Genomic DNA, 13,306 nt, shown 5'->3' on the forward strand with positions numbered 1-13,306 from the left:
CTGGTGTTCCCAGGAACTTTCTTCCCTTATCCCCGGCTCGCGGCGGTCACAGGCTTGTTTTCGGCAACGGATCACCAGCACAACGGATCACAATCACAGGAGGACACGATGTCGCTCACCCTCGACACCTATCGGCTGCTGGGCCGCTCCGGGCTACGGGTCTCACCGCTGGCGCTGGGCGCGGCGACCTTCGGCACCGAGTGGGGCTGGGGCGCGGAGCAGGACGAGGCGCGCAAGCTGTTCGACCTCTACGTCGAACGCGGCGGCAATTTCATTGACACCGCCAACACCTACACCAATGGCAGCTCCGAGCGGCTGTTGGGCGAATTCACCCGCGACAACCGCGAAAGCCTGGTGCTGGCGACGAAATACACGACGCTGCGCCGGTCCGGCGATCCGAATTCCGGGGGCCCGCACCGCAAGAGCCTGTTCGCGTCGGTGGAAGCCAGCCTGCGACAGCTGAATACGGACTACATCGATCTGCTCTATCTGCACGTGTGGGATTTCACGACGCCGGTCGAGGAGATCCTGCGCGGCATGGACGACCTGGTCCGGCAGGGCAAGGTTCTGTACGTGGCGATCTCCAACGTCCCGGCGTGGCAGGTGTCGCGCATGCAGGCGATCGCCGACCTGCGCGGCTGGTCACCGCTGGTCGCGCTCCAGATCGAATACAACCTGATCGAACGCACCGGGGAACGTGACTTGATCCCCATGGCGCGCGAGATGGGTCTGGGTGTGGTCCCGTATTCACCGCTGGCCGGCGGGGTGCTCACCGGCAAGTACAGCCGCGACGACCTGGCCGCGACGAACGTCGGATCCGACGACGGCACCCGTAGGAACTTCAACCTCGCCCTGGGCACGCTCACCGAACGCAACCTCGCCATCGCTGAGGTCCTGAAGGAGGTCGCCACGGAACTGGGCCGCACCCCCGCCCAGGTCGGACTGGCCTGGACCCTGCGGAACCCGAGCGTGACAGCATCGATCATCGGCGCACGTACCCCCGCGCAGCTGGAGAGCAATCTGGGTGCCCTGGAGGTGGACTTCACCGCCTCCCAACTGGCCCGCCTCGACGAGGCCAGCGCGATCGAACTCGGCTTCCCGCACCACATGCTCGCCAGTGACCACATCCGCAATGTGACCAAAGGCGGCCTGAAGATCGAAAACCGCCGCTGATATTCCGTGCCACGTGGTCCGTGGGCCGGGCCACGTGGGCCGTGCCATGTGGCCCGTGGGCGGCGGGTCAGGAGTCGGCAGGCCGAGGCACGATGCTCACCGCGCGGTAGTCGTACCCGTCCTGTTTGAAACCGGGGGCTTCCCAAGTGAGGTCCACCTGCTGTCCCGGCGACAGCGTGCGGAAGCCGGTCATCTGGATGTCGGAGAAGTGACCGAAGCAGCCGCCGGGAGTCTCGGGGGAATCGAGCACGCCCCACCCGTCGCCGTCATTCCACTCGCGGACAGTCGCCATCACCATGGGATGAACCCTATGGGCTCGGTCCGGTCTCGTCTCATTGTTTTCGAACCGCGCCCTAGGCGCCCTAGGTCCCCGGCCCTCCGCTCGGCGGACCCGAGATCGTCCGCAGGCCCGATGCCGCGTTCCAGCGGCGGGAGCCACCATGCTGGTGGAGACCCGCGAAGAGGAGCGCAGCATGTCGTATCCGGAATTCCTCGAATACCCCGAGCCCCGCTACCACGGCGAGAGGGGCGAGGTGAACGCGGCCTTTCGCCCGGCCAGTACGCCGCCCGACATCTCCTCGCCCGGCGGCGGCGCTACGCACTACATCGCCACCAATGAGTCGACCGGCGGCGAATTCGGCCTGTACAAGGTGGAGTTGGGTGCTCGGGCCGCCGGAGCGAAGACCCACTTCCACAAGGCGATGTCGGAATCCTTCTACATCCTCTCCGGCGAGCTGGAGCTCTACAACGGCGAGAGGTGGGTCACGGGCCGCGAGGGCGATTTCCTGTACGTACCGGTCGGCGGGCTGCACGCCTTCAAGAACGTGACCGACGAGCCCATGTCCATGCTCCTGCTCTTCTCCCCGGGCGCCCCGCGCGAGGAGTACTTCGAGCGGGTCGCGGAGATGTCGCAGCGCGGTGGCGAGGAGCTCAAGCGATTTCGGATCCGGCACGACAGCTATTTCGTGGAGGATTTCGAGCCCGAGGGGGAGTAGGGGAGCGTGCCACCCAGCCGTGTCGTCACCAGATGGATCATGAACGCGCAGGGGACGATCCCCTCCGGCGTCGTCATATCGCGCACCTCGGCGACGAAGGCCTCACGCAGCCGCTCCACCGTTCCCCCATCGAGCGGGCCGAGGTCATACAGGCCGGAGACGGCGGCCCATACCTCCTCCATCGGGCCGCTCAGATCGATGGGTACGGTCTCCCAGCTCACCGCGCCGAAGCCGGCCGGCCCGAGCACGTCGTCGAGTCCATCGCGGCTGCGCGTCCTTCTGTCGCCCAGCGCGGGGATGCGCCGCTCGGCGGGCACCTCCTCGATCGTCCTCCGCAACAGCCCGAGGAACCGTTCGTACGACTCGCCGCCAACGGCCCCGCCCCCCACCACGCAGGCCAGAACCCCTCCGGGGCACAGCACCCGGGCGACCTCGGCCGCGACCTGCTCGATCTCGCCCATCAGCATCAGCGCCATATGGGAAACGCAGGCGTCGAAGCTGTCGTCGGCGAAGGGGAGGGCCTGCGCGCGGCCCTCTTCCAGCCTGGCCCCGGAGAGGGCCGGCCGACGTCGTGCCAGCGCCGGCGATTGCGGAGACAGGTCCACCCCCGCCAGCTGCCTCCCGTCCCCCCGGGCCAGGAACTCCAGCAGCAGGCCATCACCGCAGCCGAGGTCCAGTACGCGACTGCTTCCGGCCACCCGGTCGCACAGGAACTCATAGCTGGACCGGCCGTCCGGAGCGCGACCGCGGCCGAACGCTTCCGCGGTCACCGCCGGACGTTCGGCGTGGAACGCCTGGAGGAATGCCTCTTGCGATGCGGTAGTCGTCACTCACTCAACCTACGGCGGTCACGCGGTCACGCGGTCACGCTCTCACGTGGTCGCGCGGTCATTGGGCGTGATCCTTTCCGATGAACTCGATGAACATGCTGACCAGGCCGTTGGGCGCGTTGTCGCCGAACATGAGCTCGTCGCTGCCGACGCCTTCGGCCGCGACCTCGGCGCTGCGGGGGAACAGGGCCTGCTCGTACTCGGCGAGCGCGGCCTCGACGTCGTCGGGGTGCGCGGCGAGGGCCTTGCCGAGTTCGGCGCCGTCGAGCATGGCCAGGTTGGCGCCTTCGCCGTTCGGGGCGGTGAGGTGGGCGGCGTCGCCGACCAGGGTCACCCCCGGCACCCGCTCCCACCGGTGCTCGATCGGCAGGGCGTAGTGGGGGCGCAGGACTGGCGGGGTGTCGCCGTGGCTGATCAGCGCGGCGAGCTCCGGCGCCCAGCCGTCGAACTCCCGCGCGATCCGCGCGGTGGCCGCGGCGGCATCGGTGAAGTCGATCTCGGCGAACCAGTCCAGCGGCCTGGGGAGCAATACGTAGGTGTGCAGGGTGTCGCCGCTTTCCCGGTGCGCGTGGATCGCCCGGCCCGGCGCGTGCGCCATCATCGAGCCGCCGCCGACCGCTTTGGCGGCGGCGGGGTGCCGGGTGTCGGCGTCGTACAGGTACGTCTCGACGAACGACAGGCCGGTGTACTCGGGTATGTCGGTGGACAGTAGCGGCCGGACCCGTGACCACGCGCCGTCCGCGCCGACCAGCAGGCTCGTGACGACGGTGCTGCCATCGGCGAACGTCACCTCGTGGCGGCCGTCGCCGAGGGCGCGCGTACCGCTCACCTTGTGCCCCCACCGGACGGTGCCGGCCGGGAGCGAGTCGAGCAGCATCTGCCGCAGCTCGCCGCGTTGCACCTCAGGGCGTCCCCCCGTGCCGTCGTCGGCCTTCTCGAACAGGACGGTCCCTTCCCGGTCGAGGACCCGCATTGCCTGGCGGCCCTCCAGGACGAGGCCGCGGAACTCGTCCATCAGATCGGCCGCCCGCACGGCCAGTTGGCCGTTGTAGTCGTGGATGTCGAGCATCCCGCCCTGAGCGCGTGCCGTCGGCGAGGCCTCCGCCTCGTAGAGGGTGGCCGGGATGCCGTGGACGTGCAGGACGCGGGCAAGCGTGAGGCCGCCGAGTCCGGCGCCGATGATCGTGACGGGAGTGCGCATGGTGACTACTCCTTCGTGAACTTGCGTGAATCCTCGTGAACCTTCGTGAATCGAGGCCGCCCGGTGCCGGTCCGGCCAACCTCGCTGGTACGTCGTTCCCGTACTGGAACGTCGCTCCATAATGGAACGTCACTCCATGTTGGAACAACATTCCAGGCATGTCAAAATGGCAGCATGGCAACACGGACACGCCGGACCCAGCGGCGCACAGAGGCGCTCTCCCGCGAGCGCATCGTCGAGGCCGCCGTCGAACTGCTCGACGCGGCCGGCGAGGGCGGCCTGACCTTCCGGGCACTGACCGAGCGCCTCGCCACCGGGCCCGGGGCGATCTATTGGCATGTGGCCAACAAGGACGAGCTGTTGGACGCCGCGACCGACGCGGTAGTCGCCACCGCGCTGGCCGCGGAGCGCGCCGGGTCTGCCGGGTCTGCCGGGCCAGCCGGACCCGCTGAGCCGACCGAGCCCGCTGAGCCGACCGAGCCCGCCGAGCGGACCGAGCCCGCCGAGCCCTCGAACTCGCCGCAGGACAAGATCCGCGCCGTCGCGTTCGGCCTGTTCGACGCGATGGAGGACCACCCGTGGCTCCCCACGCAGCTCGCCCTCCAGCTCTCCCGCAGCCCCTGGGGTTCGGTGACGCCGCAGATCTTCGAAAGCATCGGCCGTCAGGTACGCGCGCTGGGCGTGCCAGAGGGCCACTGGTTCACGGCGACCTCGGCGCTGGTGCACTACATCCTCGGCGCCGCGGGCCAGAACGCCGCGAACAGCGCGACGGCCCGCACTCTCGTGCCCGACGTGGACCGCGCCGAGTTCCTCGACGCCGCGTCAAAGGCATGGAAGGAGCTCGACCCCGACGACTACCCGTTCACCCGCGCCGTCGCGGCCCAGATGCGCGACCACGACGACCGCGAGCAGTTCCTCGCCGGGATCGACCTCGTCCTCACCGGCATCACGGCTCTCCACCTGCCCGGCGAACGGGGGCGCACCACGTCATCCGCCACCTGAGCGGGGTGCGTACGCCGTGGACCTGGGTGTGCCGCTTCCCTGCGTTGGGCACGCGCTGCCAGGCGGTCGCGATCTCGGCCTCGGTGGCCGCCGCTTGCTACCAGGTACGCACCTCGGCGTAGTCGGTGTTCGTCGACCCGTCGTCGGCGACATGGACGGAGTCCGGGCGGAGGGACTGATCGATGAAGAACTGGAGGCCGGGCGGCGGCGGAGCCGGTGCGGGCGAGGTGAGAGTCGGATTTGGTTTCGATTGATACGGTATCGAACGAATGAATGGCGGTAATGTGGCCCCATGAGCGCCGATCTCCCTCACCACACCACCGCCTCGCGGGCGACCGGCCGGGCCGGGGATGCCTCGCCGTTCGCGCTCGGGTTGCTGCTGCGTCGGGCGCACTGGCGGGCGGCGGCGGTGATGGCGGAGGCGCTTCGGCCGCTCGGCATTGAGTTGCGGCACTTTGCCGTGCTGATCGTGCTGGTCGACTGCGGGCCCACGGTGCAGCGGGACCTGGCGGCGGCTACGGGGTCGGACAAGGCGGGGATCATGCGCGTGGTGGATGACCTGGAGCGCAAGGGGCTGGTCGTGCGCAAGGCCGTGCCGGGGGATCGGCGGGTGCGGGCGGTGGAGATCACGCCTCAGGGGCTTGAGCTCTTCGACGCGGCCCATGTGGCGGCGGAGCCGCTGGCCGAGCGGCTGGTCGGCGAGCTGGGGTCCGATGATGCCGAGCGGCTGAAGGATCTGCTGACCCGGTTCGCCTATCCCGTGGAGGGTGGGGCGTAGGGGTTGGGGTTTGTGCGGCGGCCCTCGCCTCGGGTGGGGTGGGTGGGCGCCGGTGGACGCCGTGTGGCTGGCTCGGTTCGGTGAGGCGTCACGCGGCGTCCATTGCCTGAGGGGTGCGCGGCCAGGTGTTGGCCCAGGCGCTACGCCGCCAGTCGCTCCGCGAGCTCCTTCGCCTTCGTGGTCGCGTCCTCGAAGGCGCGCTTGCGGGAGGCCTCGTACAGGGGGATCAGCTCGGACATGGCCGGGTTGCGCGGGGCCATGGTGAGCTCTCCGGGACGATGAAGTCGACGTCCAGGCCGAGGGTGCGGTGGAGGGCGGCCTCCAGGTAGTTCTGTACGAAATCGAAGCCCTCGCGCGGGGTGCCCTGCGCGTAGGAGCCGCCGCGGCGTCGCGGTAGATCACCGTGCCCTCCGGGTGCTGCTCCTCCCATGACGTACGGAAGGCGGCAGCGACCGAACGGGACGCGGACGCCTCGCCCGGAAGTACGGACGAGTCGATGTGCAACAGCGTGACCACGGACTTTCTCCCAAGAGTACTCGGTGATGGTTCAGAGTAAGATGGTATCGAATGATACTGTCGCAATCGCATCGAAGTCTTGAGTCGAGGGGAGATGGGCGATCTTGGACGTCTACGAGGCCGTCACGAGCCGACGGGCGGTGCGCGGGTTCACCGACCGGCAGGTCCCGCGGGAGGTGCTGGAGCGGGTGCTGTCCGCGGCCGCTTGGGCGCCGTCCGCGTCGAACCTCCAGCCGTGGCACGCCTATGTGCTGACCGGCGGGCCGCTGGCCGAGCTCAAGAAGCGCGCCGGTGAGCGGCTGGCCTCGGGTGACGCCTGGGACGAGCCGGAGTACGAGCAGTACCCGTCCGCGCTGAAATCCCCGTACCGCGAGCGCCGAGCCGCCTTCGGTGAGCAGCGCTACGGTGCGCTCGGCATTCCGCGCGAGGACCTGGAGGCGCGCCAGCGGGCCGCCTCCGCGAACTGGCAGTGTTTCGGCGCGCCCGCCGCCCTGTTCTGCTACATCGACCGCGACCTGGGCGGACCTCGGTGGTCCGACGTCGGCATGTTTCTCCAGACCGTCATGGTGCTGCTCCGCGCCGAGGGGCTGCACAGCTGTACGCAGATGGCGTGGGCGAAGTACCACAAGACCGTCGCGGAGATCGTGTCACCGCCGGAGGGGCTCATGCTGTTCTGCGGTATGTCGATCGGGTACGAGGACGTCGCCGTGAACCACCCCCGTACGGGGCGGGCGCCGCTCGGTGAGACGGTCAGGTTCGTCGACGGCCGCTGACAAACCAGGTGTCAGGCTTGCTTCACGGCCTCGGGCCTGCTGGTGGCCTCGGGCCTGCTGACGGCCTCAGGTCCGCTTGACGGCCTCAGGTCTGCTGACGGGTCTCAGGTCTGCGGTGTGGTCAGCCATGCGCCGACGCGGGCCAGCGCGGTGGGGCCTGAGGTGGAGGCGACGTCCTGGGCCAGGTCGGCGATCGAGACCGTGCGCAGCGCCTCCCGCCAGGCCGCGTCCCCGCCGCCCATCACGCGGGCGATCGGGCACGGGGTGGTGCAAGCCTCGGCCGGAGTGGCCAGCGGGCCCCGCTGGCGGATCTCCGTGCAGGTGAACGCCGGGCTGGGGCCGTCGACCGCCTCGACCACGTCGAGCACGGTGATCGAGGCGGGCTCGCGGGTGAGGGTGTAGCCGCCCGCCTTGCCCTGGACCGAGCGGATGAGCCCGGCCCGGGAGAGCGCCTGTAGCTGTTTGGCCAGGTAGCTCGCCGAGACGTCGTGCAGTTCCGCCAGCTTGGTCGCGGGGACGGGCTCCTCGACGGATGTGAGCACGACGCAGCAGTGCAGGGCCCACTCGACTCCGCCGGACATCTTCACCCGTCCCACTCTAATCAGCCCGCTGATCGGCCCGCCGATCAGTCCACTGATGAGTCCACTGATGAGTGTGCTGATGAGTGCGCTTACTCGGACAACTTGTGTCCGAGTATTGTCTCGGACAAGATGTGTCCGAGTTTGATGGACGGCGCGGCCATATGCGCACCACCCCGACGAAAGGAATGTCATGAAGTTCGCGGTCATCGGCGGTACCGGGCTGATCGGGTCCCAGGTCGTCAAGAATCTGAACGCCGCCGGGCACGAGGCGGTACCGCACGCGCTCTCCACCGGCGTCGACATCATCAGCGGGCAGGGGCTGGACGAGGCGGTCGCGGGAGCCGACGTCGTCGTCAACCTGACGAACTCCCCGACCTTCGACGAAGCCTCCCCGGCCTTCTTCAAGACCTCGATGGACAACCTGCTGGCCGCGGCCCGGAAGGGCGGCGTCGGCCACTTCGTGATCCTCTCGATCGTCGGTGTGGACCAGGTGCCGGAGCTGGACTACTACCGGGCCAAGGCGCTCCAGGAGGAGATCCTCGCGGCCGGGCCGATCCCGTACTCGATCGTCCGGGCAACGCAGTTCATGGAGTTCATGGACGCCGTACTGTCCTGGACCGCCGACGGCGACACCGTCCGGCTGCCCGCCACGCCGATCCAGCCGATCGCCGCCAAGGACGTGGCCGCGGCGGTGACGGAGGCCGCCGCGGGCGCCCCGCTGGGGGGCATTCGCAACGTCGCCGGGCCCGAGGTCTTCCCGCTGGACGAGTTGGGCCGGATCACCCTGGCGCATAAGGGCGACCCCCGCGCCGTCGTCACCGACCCGGACGCCGGGATGTTCGCCGTCGTCCAGGGTGACGTCCTCACGGACACGGGTGCTCAGCTGGCCCCCACCCGCTACGTCGACTGGCTCTCCTGACGCGCGCGGCCTCGTCGGGCCGCGTGGAGAGCCGAGCCCCGGCCCGCCCCGGCCTCACGGCCCCGGCGGGCGGGGCTCGATGTTGTGGTTGAGCCGGAAGACGTTGTCCGGGTCGTACTGGGCCTTCACAGCGGCCAGCCGGCGGTAGTTCTCGGCGCCGAATCCCGCGACGACCCGGTCCCGGCCCTCCCTGCCGATGAAGTTGAGGTAGACCGCGCCATGGGACCACGGCCGGACGTCGGCGCGGGTGTCATGGGCCCATTGCCGGGCGCGGGCATCGTCGGCCGGGTCGTCCCACAGGCCGAAGGGGTGCACGATCCACGACGACGCGCGCCACGGCAGCGGATATTCGGAGGGCCCCTCGGTCACCGCCCCACCCTGCGGGAACAGCACATGCTGGGAGGGGGAGGGGACGATCATGTCGGAGGCGCGGCGGCAGAAGCGGTCCACGGCCTGGTCGGGGAAGGAGTCGAGGTACTCCGCCGACCAGTAGTTCCGGTAGCCGGGCGGGTCGTCGAGCAGGCACTGGAGGTCCGCGTAGGGCAGCTCGTTGATCATCTCCGCGTCGGGACCGAGACGCAGCAGGGGAGCGGCGAGGTCGCGGGCCTGCTCCTCGTGGCCGATGTACGTGATGAGCACGGCGCAGACGAGGGTCCCGACCATGTCCTCGGGGACGAACTCCTCGGGCGGGCCGGTGCAGTAGAGCAGCCCTCCGCCGATCCGGTCCGGCGCGGATTCCAGGAAGTCACGGTAGGCGCGCACCACGGTGGGGCCCGCTTCGGGGCGCCAGAGCAGCAGCATCGCCGTCATGGCGGTGAGCGGATGCAGGCGGAGGGTGAAGGTGGTGGCCACGCCGAAATTGCCGCCTCCGCCGTGGAGGGCCCAGAAGAGGTCGGGGTGCTCCTCCTCGTCGATGTGCAACCGCTCGCCCTGCGCCGTGACGAGGTCCACGGCCAGGAGGTTGTCGCAGGCCAGCCCGAAGGCGCGGTCCAGCCAGCCCGCGCCACCGCCCAGTACGAAGCCGCCGACCCCGGTGGTGGAGACCCGGCCCCCGGTCGTCGCCAGACCGTGAGCCTGCGTCCCCCGGTCGAGCTCGCTCATGATCGCCCCACCGCCGACCCGCGCCGTACGGGCATCGGGGTCGACCGTCACCGTGTTCATCCCGCGCAGGTCGATGACGAGACCGCCGTCGACGAGCGACATCCCGGCCACGCTGTGTCCCCCGCCGCGGACCGCGATCGGCAGGTCGTGATCGCGGGCGAAGCGGATCGCGCGGACGACGTCCTCCTCGTTCTCGCACCGCGCGATGGCGGCCGGGCGCCGGTCGATCATCGCGTTGAAGATCCCACGGGCCTCGTCATAGCGCGCGCCGTCGCTCGGCGTGATCACCTCACCGACCAGCTGATCGCCGAGGACAGCAAGGTCGGCGAGGTCGGTAAGGGCTGTGCCGTTGATACCGCTGATGTCACCGGGTGCCATGGGGTCCACTTTCCGGAGTGAGGGCCGGACGCCTTCCCAGGGCCGGACGTCGCGCCTCCCCCTGCCGACCCGATCGTCATCCCCCACTCCCATCGTAAGGAGCGGCCCGGCCCGGGGCGCGCCGAGAACGGCGCTCAGCGCCTACGGCCGGTGCGGCCATTGCCCGTGTTGCCTGTGCCGTTGCCTGTGCCATTGCCCGTGCCGTTGCCCGTGCCGTTGAGGGGGAGCAGGGACTCCAGGGTGGCGCCCCGCACCCAGGCGCCGAGGAGGTTCCGGTGCAGGGCGAGGATGTCGTGTTTCATCGCGAGCTTCTCCGCCTCCCGTGTGAAGGCGCAGGTGGCGACGAACACCGCGACGTCCGCGCCGTGTTCGGCCTTCGCGGTGCCGAGGAACTTCTGCATATCGCCGCTCGGCACGGTGCGATGGGGCGCGTAGTGCTTGCACTGGATCACCAGCAGGCGCCCGTCCGGCATGCGGCCGATGACGTCCGCGCCCAGGTCGCCCGACCTCCCGGAGACGACGACCTGGGTGCAGCCGTCCCGGCGGCACAGCTCCGCGACGTAATGTTCGAACCGCTGCCAGGTCATGGCGTCCACCTCGGCCATGGACCGCTCACGCGCCGCGTTCTCCTGCTCGGTCCGCCAGGCCCGGTGTTGCGCGACGGTGCGCAGATGCGTCGTCCGCAGCCACCAGCCGATGGCGCCGAGCAGACCGATGAGGACCACCCCGACGACGTACGGCCATACGGTCTTCCAGGCCAGGGCCAGCGCGAGGGCCGCCACCGCGCCGCCGCTCCAGGCCGTGCGGCGCAGCCGCGCCTTCGCCCGCCGTAATGCCGCTTTACGTCGTCGTGGCCGTGGCCGTCGCTGTCGCCCTCGCACAGTCATTGTTTGCGCCCCCCTGTCGGCTCGTTTCCCGCCCCTCCCGCAGTGTCGGGAGCGGCGGGACGCCCCCGCAAGACCGCCCCTCGCGCGGCGGCGGGGTCTGCCGCGGGCGAATCTGCTGCGGGCCGAGATTCCTTACGCAGCAGGTGAATTGAGGCGATGGTGAAAGGACCGCGGCGGTGTGGGTCGCGGTATTCACAGGGAGGTCCGATGGGAACATTCGCCACCGGCTGGGAGCCGGCAATGAATCCGCGAGCCGCGGAGGGGGATACGGCACCCACGCGGTTCGACGATCATCTGGCCGCGCAGCTGCTGACCCAGCGCATCGTCTTTCTCGGCACACAGGTGGACGAGGTGTCCGCGAACCGGGTGTGTGCGCAGATGCTGCTGCTCTCGGCCGAGGATCCGCGGTCGGACATCAGCCTCTACGTCAACAGCCCGGGCGGTTCGGTGACGGCGGGGCTGGCGATCTACGACACGATGCGGCTGATTCCGAACGACGTCTCCACGCTCGTCATGGGATTCGCCGCGAGCATGGGGCAGTTTCTGCTCACCGTCGGCACGACGGGAAAGCGCTACGCACTGCCGAATTCCCGCATCATGATGCATCAGCCGTCCGCCGGTATCGGGGGGAGCACGGCCGATATCGCTATTCAGGCCGAGAATCTGGAATTCATGAAGCGGTCGATCGAGCGGATCACGGCGGAGCACACCGGACAGAGCGTGGAGACCATTTCGCGCGACGGTGACCGCGACCGGTGGTTCACACCGGAGCAGGCGAAGGAGTACGGAATGGTCGACCGGGTCGTGGAGTCGCTCGCGGACGTACGGCCCGCCGGTACGCGGCGCAGGATGGGGATCTGACATGGGGCAGTACACGATTCCGACGGTCGTCGAACGCACCACGCAGGGGGAGCGGGCCTACGACATCTACAGCAGGCTGCTGTCCGAGCGGATCATCTTCCTCGGTACGGAGATCGACGACGGCGTGGCCAACGTCGTTATCGCGCAGCTGCTCCACCTCGAGTCGTCGAGCCCGGAGCAGGAGGTCGCGATTTACATCAACTCACCCGGCGGCTCGTTCACCTCGCTGATGGCCATCTACGACACGATGACGTTCGTGTCCGCGCCCATCTCGACGTTCTGCGTGGGGCAGGCGGCCTCGACCGCGGCGGTGCTGCTGGCCGGGGGAGACCCCGGGCGGCGGTTCGTGCTGGAGCACTCCCGGGTGCTGCTGGGGCAGCCGGTGAGCGGTGGTCAGCAGGGGACGGTCTCTGACCTCAGCCTCCAGGCCAAGGAGATGCTCCGGATCCGCTCGCAGGTCGAGGAGGTGCTCGGCCGCCATACGCCCCACGACACCGCCACGCTCCGCGCCGATATGGACCGCGACAAGGTCTTCACGGCGGAGGAGGCGGTGGCGTACGGGCTCGCCGACGAGGTGCTGAGCCGGCGGATGGCCCGGGCTTTTTGAGGGCGGGCTTTTTGAGGGCTCGGGGCCAGGGGGCGGGCGGTGCTTCAGGCGGCCAGGCGTACGTCGCCCTGCCGCCCCGCGTTCCGGACCCCCAGGGTCCCCCGGGCCGCGCGGTCCGCGACGGACGTGGCGGAGGTGACGGACGTGAGGGACGTGACCGACATCGCCGCGCCGTCGCGCCGCCGCGGGCCGGAGACGAGCCGGATCAGCTCGCCCTGGGCCATCGCGAGGAGGTCGGCCAGGCCCAGGCCGAGTGCGCGGGCGGCGGCCGCGAGGACCTCGGACGACGCCTCCTTGCGGCCCCGTTCGAGCTCGGAGAGGTACGGCATCGAGATCCGCGCCGCCTCGGCCACGTCCTTGAGCGTGCGCTGCTGGGCGAGGCGCTCGCGCCGCAGCACGCCACCGACGACATCCCGCCACAAGGGCTCCTTCACCGGCCCCCGGCCGGGCTGCTCCGGTCCGCCGGGAGCACCCGGGGCGGCCGGAACGGCGGGGGTCGCCGGGGCGGGGGCGGCCGCGGGGGCTCCGGCCCCGGCGGTGGCTCCCGCCCGGGGTGCCGGGTCCGCGGTGGCCGGACGCAGGGGAATGACGCGGGCTCGGTTCGACGCGTGGCTGCTCACCCCCTCAGGGTAGGAGCGTCGCGCCCGACGGGAAGGGGACAATGTTCTGCCCTTGGCGAATCGCTCAGGCGTTCGGCATGGGGC

At 69.9% G+C, this 13,306-nt stretch carries 15 protein-coding genes and 1 pseudogene; 8 read left to right on the forward strand and 8 right to left on the reverse strand.

Annotation, left to right across the window (positions count from 1 at the left end; all coding sequences use genetic code 11):
- Window positions 1-108 precede the first annotated feature (108 nt).
- Window positions 109-1,173, forward strand: coding sequence for an aldo/keto reductase (locus KHP12_RS34870; RefSeq protein WP_211834056.1), 1,065 nt, complete (start codon window positions 109-111; stop codon window positions 1,171-1,173).
- 67 nt (window positions 1,174-1,240) lie between these two features.
- Here KHP12_RS34870 and KHP12_RS34875 read toward each other — a convergent pair whose 3' ends face one another.
- On the reverse strand, window positions 1,241-1,471 hold the full coding sequence (locus tag KHP12_RS34875) for a cold-shock protein (protein WP_211834057.1): 231 nt from the start codon (window positions 1,469-1,471) through the stop codon (window positions 1,241-1,243).
- A 175-nt stretch (window positions 1,472-1,646) separates the two neighbouring features.
- Here KHP12_RS34875 and KHP12_RS34880 point away from each other — a divergent pair, with 175 nt between their 5' ends.
- A complete protein-coding gene (locus tag KHP12_RS34880) occupies window positions 1,647-2,168 on the forward strand; it encodes a cupin domain-containing protein (RefSeq protein ID WP_086881336.1) in 522 nt (173 codons plus the stop codon).
- Here the strand turns inward: KHP12_RS34880 and KHP12_RS34885 are convergent.
- Both KHP12_RS34885 and KHP12_RS34890 read right to left on the reverse strand, forming a co-directional pair.
- On the reverse strand, window positions 2,132-2,938 hold the full coding sequence (locus tag KHP12_RS34885; protein ID WP_308016970.1) for a class I SAM-dependent methyltransferase: 807 nt from the start codon (window positions 2,936-2,938) through the stop codon (window positions 2,132-2,134). The two genes, KHP12_RS34880 and KHP12_RS34885, sit on opposite strands and share 37 nt — an antisense overlap.
- 118 nt (window positions 2,939-3,056) lie before the next feature.
- A complete protein-coding gene (locus KHP12_RS34890; RefSeq protein ID WP_211834059.1) occupies window positions 3,057-4,199 on the reverse strand; it encodes an FAD-dependent oxidoreductase in 1,143 nt (380 codons plus the stop codon).
- A gap of 174 nt (window positions 4,200-4,373) precedes the next feature.
- Here KHP12_RS34890 and KHP12_RS34895 point away from each other — a divergent pair, with 174 nt between their 5' ends.
- The gene (locus KHP12_RS34895) at window positions 4,374-5,201 is read left to right on the forward strand and encodes a TetR/AcrR family transcriptional regulator (protein ID WP_211834060.1); all 828 of its coding nucleotides are present in this window, start codon (window positions 4,374-4,376) and stop codon (window positions 5,199-5,201) included.
- 292 nt (window positions 5,202-5,493) lie between these two features.
- Entirely contained in the window at window positions 5,494-5,979 is a 486-nt protein-coding gene (locus KHP12_RS34900) for a MarR family winged helix-turn-helix transcriptional regulator (RefSeq protein ID WP_086881315.1), read from the forward strand.
- 140 nt (window positions 5,980-6,119) lie between these two features.
- Here KHP12_RS34900 and KHP12_RS34905 read toward each other — a convergent pair.
- Window positions 6,120-6,495 (reverse strand): annotated as a pseudogene (locus KHP12_RS34905) (hypothetical protein).
- Window positions 6,496-6,599: 104 nt separating this feature from the next.
- Between KHP12_RS34905 and KHP12_RS34910 the strand changes: the two are divergent.
- The gene (locus KHP12_RS34910) at window positions 6,600-7,268 is read left to right on the forward strand and encodes a nitroreductase (RefSeq protein ID WP_211834061.1); all 669 of its coding nucleotides are present in this window, start codon (window positions 6,600-6,602) and stop codon (window positions 7,266-7,268) included.
- Between the two features lie 104 nt (window positions 7,269-7,372).
- Here KHP12_RS34910 and KHP12_RS34915 read toward each other — a convergent pair whose 3' ends face one another.
- Window positions 7,373-7,849 (reverse strand): RrF2 family transcriptional regulator, encoded by a 477-nt coding sequence (locus tag KHP12_RS34915; RefSeq protein ID WP_086885447.1) that lies wholly within the window; start codon window positions 7,847-7,849, stop codon window positions 7,373-7,375.
- Between the two features lie 190 nt (window positions 7,850-8,039).
- Between KHP12_RS34915 and KHP12_RS34920 the strand changes: the two genes are divergently transcribed.
- The gene (locus tag KHP12_RS34920; RefSeq protein ID WP_086885442.1) at window positions 8,040-8,768 is read left to right on the forward strand and encodes an SDR family oxidoreductase; all 729 of its coding nucleotides are present in this window, start codon (window positions 8,040-8,042) and stop codon (window positions 8,766-8,768) included.
- Window positions 8,769-8,822: 54 nt separating this feature from the next.
- Here the strand turns inward: KHP12_RS34920 and KHP12_RS34925 are convergent, their stop codons facing one another.
- Window positions 8,823-10,247, reverse strand: a complete 1,425-nt coding sequence (locus KHP12_RS34925) for an FAD-binding oxidoreductase (protein ID WP_086885443.1) — start codon at window positions 10,245-10,247, stop codon at window positions 8,823-8,825.
- A 134-nt stretch (window positions 10,248-10,381) separates the two neighbouring features.
- Window positions 10,382-11,029 (reverse strand): restriction endonuclease, encoded by a 648-nt coding sequence (locus KHP12_RS34930; protein ID WP_244203338.1) that lies wholly within the window; start codon window positions 11,027-11,029, stop codon window positions 10,382-10,384.
- A 312-nt stretch (window positions 11,030-11,341) separates the two neighbouring features.
- Here KHP12_RS34930 and KHP12_RS34935 point away from each other — a divergent pair, with 312 nt between their 5' ends.
- Window positions 11,342-11,995: a ClpP family protease gene (locus KHP12_RS34935; protein ID WP_086885445.1), complete on the forward strand. Its 654-nt coding sequence runs from the start codon at window positions 11,342-11,344 to the stop codon at window positions 11,993-11,995.
- 1 nt (window position 11,996) lies between these two features.
- The gene (locus tag KHP12_RS34940; protein WP_086885446.1) at window positions 11,997-12,602 is read left to right on the forward strand and encodes a ClpP family protease; all 606 of its coding nucleotides are present in this window, start codon (window positions 11,997-11,999) and stop codon (window positions 12,600-12,602) included.
- A 44-nt stretch (window positions 12,603-12,646) separates the two neighbouring features.
- On the opposite strand, the gene KHP12_RS34945 is transcribed toward KHP12_RS34940, so the two are convergent.
- Complete coding sequence (locus KHP12_RS34945) at window positions 12,647-13,222, reverse strand: helix-turn-helix domain-containing protein (RefSeq protein WP_211834063.1); 576 nt, start codon at window positions 13,220-13,222, stop codon at window positions 12,647-12,649.
- Window positions 13,223-13,306 lie beyond the last annotated feature (84 nt).

Source organism: Streptomyces asiaticus, assembly GCF_018138715.1.
Lineage (GTDB): Bacteria > Actinomycetota > Actinomycetes > Streptomycetales > Streptomycetaceae > Streptomyces > Streptomyces asiaticus.

Excerpts from the sequence above, each read along its gene's own strand:
- KHP12_RS34870 (WP_211834056.1), top strand. The coding sequence starts at position 109 with ATGTCGCTCACCCTCGACACCTATCGGCTGCTGGGCCGCTCCGGGCTA.
- KHP12_RS34875 (WP_211834057.1), bottom strand. The coding sequence starts at position 1,471 with ATGGTGATGGCGACTGTCCGCGAGTGGAATGACGGCGACGGGTGGGGC.
- KHP12_RS34880 (WP_086881336.1), top strand. The coding sequence starts at position 1,647 with ATGTCGTATCCGGAATTCCTCGAATACCCCGAGCCCCGCTACCACGGC.
- KHP12_RS34890 (WP_211834059.1), bottom strand. The coding sequence starts at position 4,199 with ATGCGCACTCCCGTCACGATCATCGGCGCCGGACTCGGCGGCCTCACG.
- KHP12_RS34895 (WP_211834060.1), top strand. The coding sequence starts at position 4,374 with ATGGCAACACGGACACGCCGGACCCAGCGGCGCACAGAGGCGCTCTCC.
- KHP12_RS34900 (WP_086881315.1), top strand. The coding sequence starts at position 5,494 with ATGAGCGCCGATCTCCCTCACCACACCACCGCCTCGCGGGCGACCGGC.
- KHP12_RS34915 (WP_086885447.1), bottom strand. The coding sequence starts at position 7,849 with ATGTCCGGCGGAGTCGAGTGGGCCCTGCACTGCTGCGTCGTGCTCACA.
- KHP12_RS34920 (WP_086885442.1), top strand. The coding sequence starts at position 8,040 with ATGAAGTTCGCGGTCATCGGCGGTACCGGGCTGATCGGGTCCCAGGTC.
- KHP12_RS34925 (WP_086885443.1), bottom strand. The coding sequence starts at position 10,247 with ATGGCACCCGGTGACATCAGCGGTATCAACGGCACAGCCCTTACCGAC.
- KHP12_RS34935 (WP_086885445.1), top strand. The coding sequence starts at position 11,342 with ATGGGAACATTCGCCACCGGCTGGGAGCCGGCAATGAATCCGCGAGCC.
- KHP12_RS34940 (WP_086885446.1), top strand. The coding sequence starts at position 11,997 with ATGGGGCAGTACACGATTCCGACGGTCGTCGAACGCACCACGCAGGGG.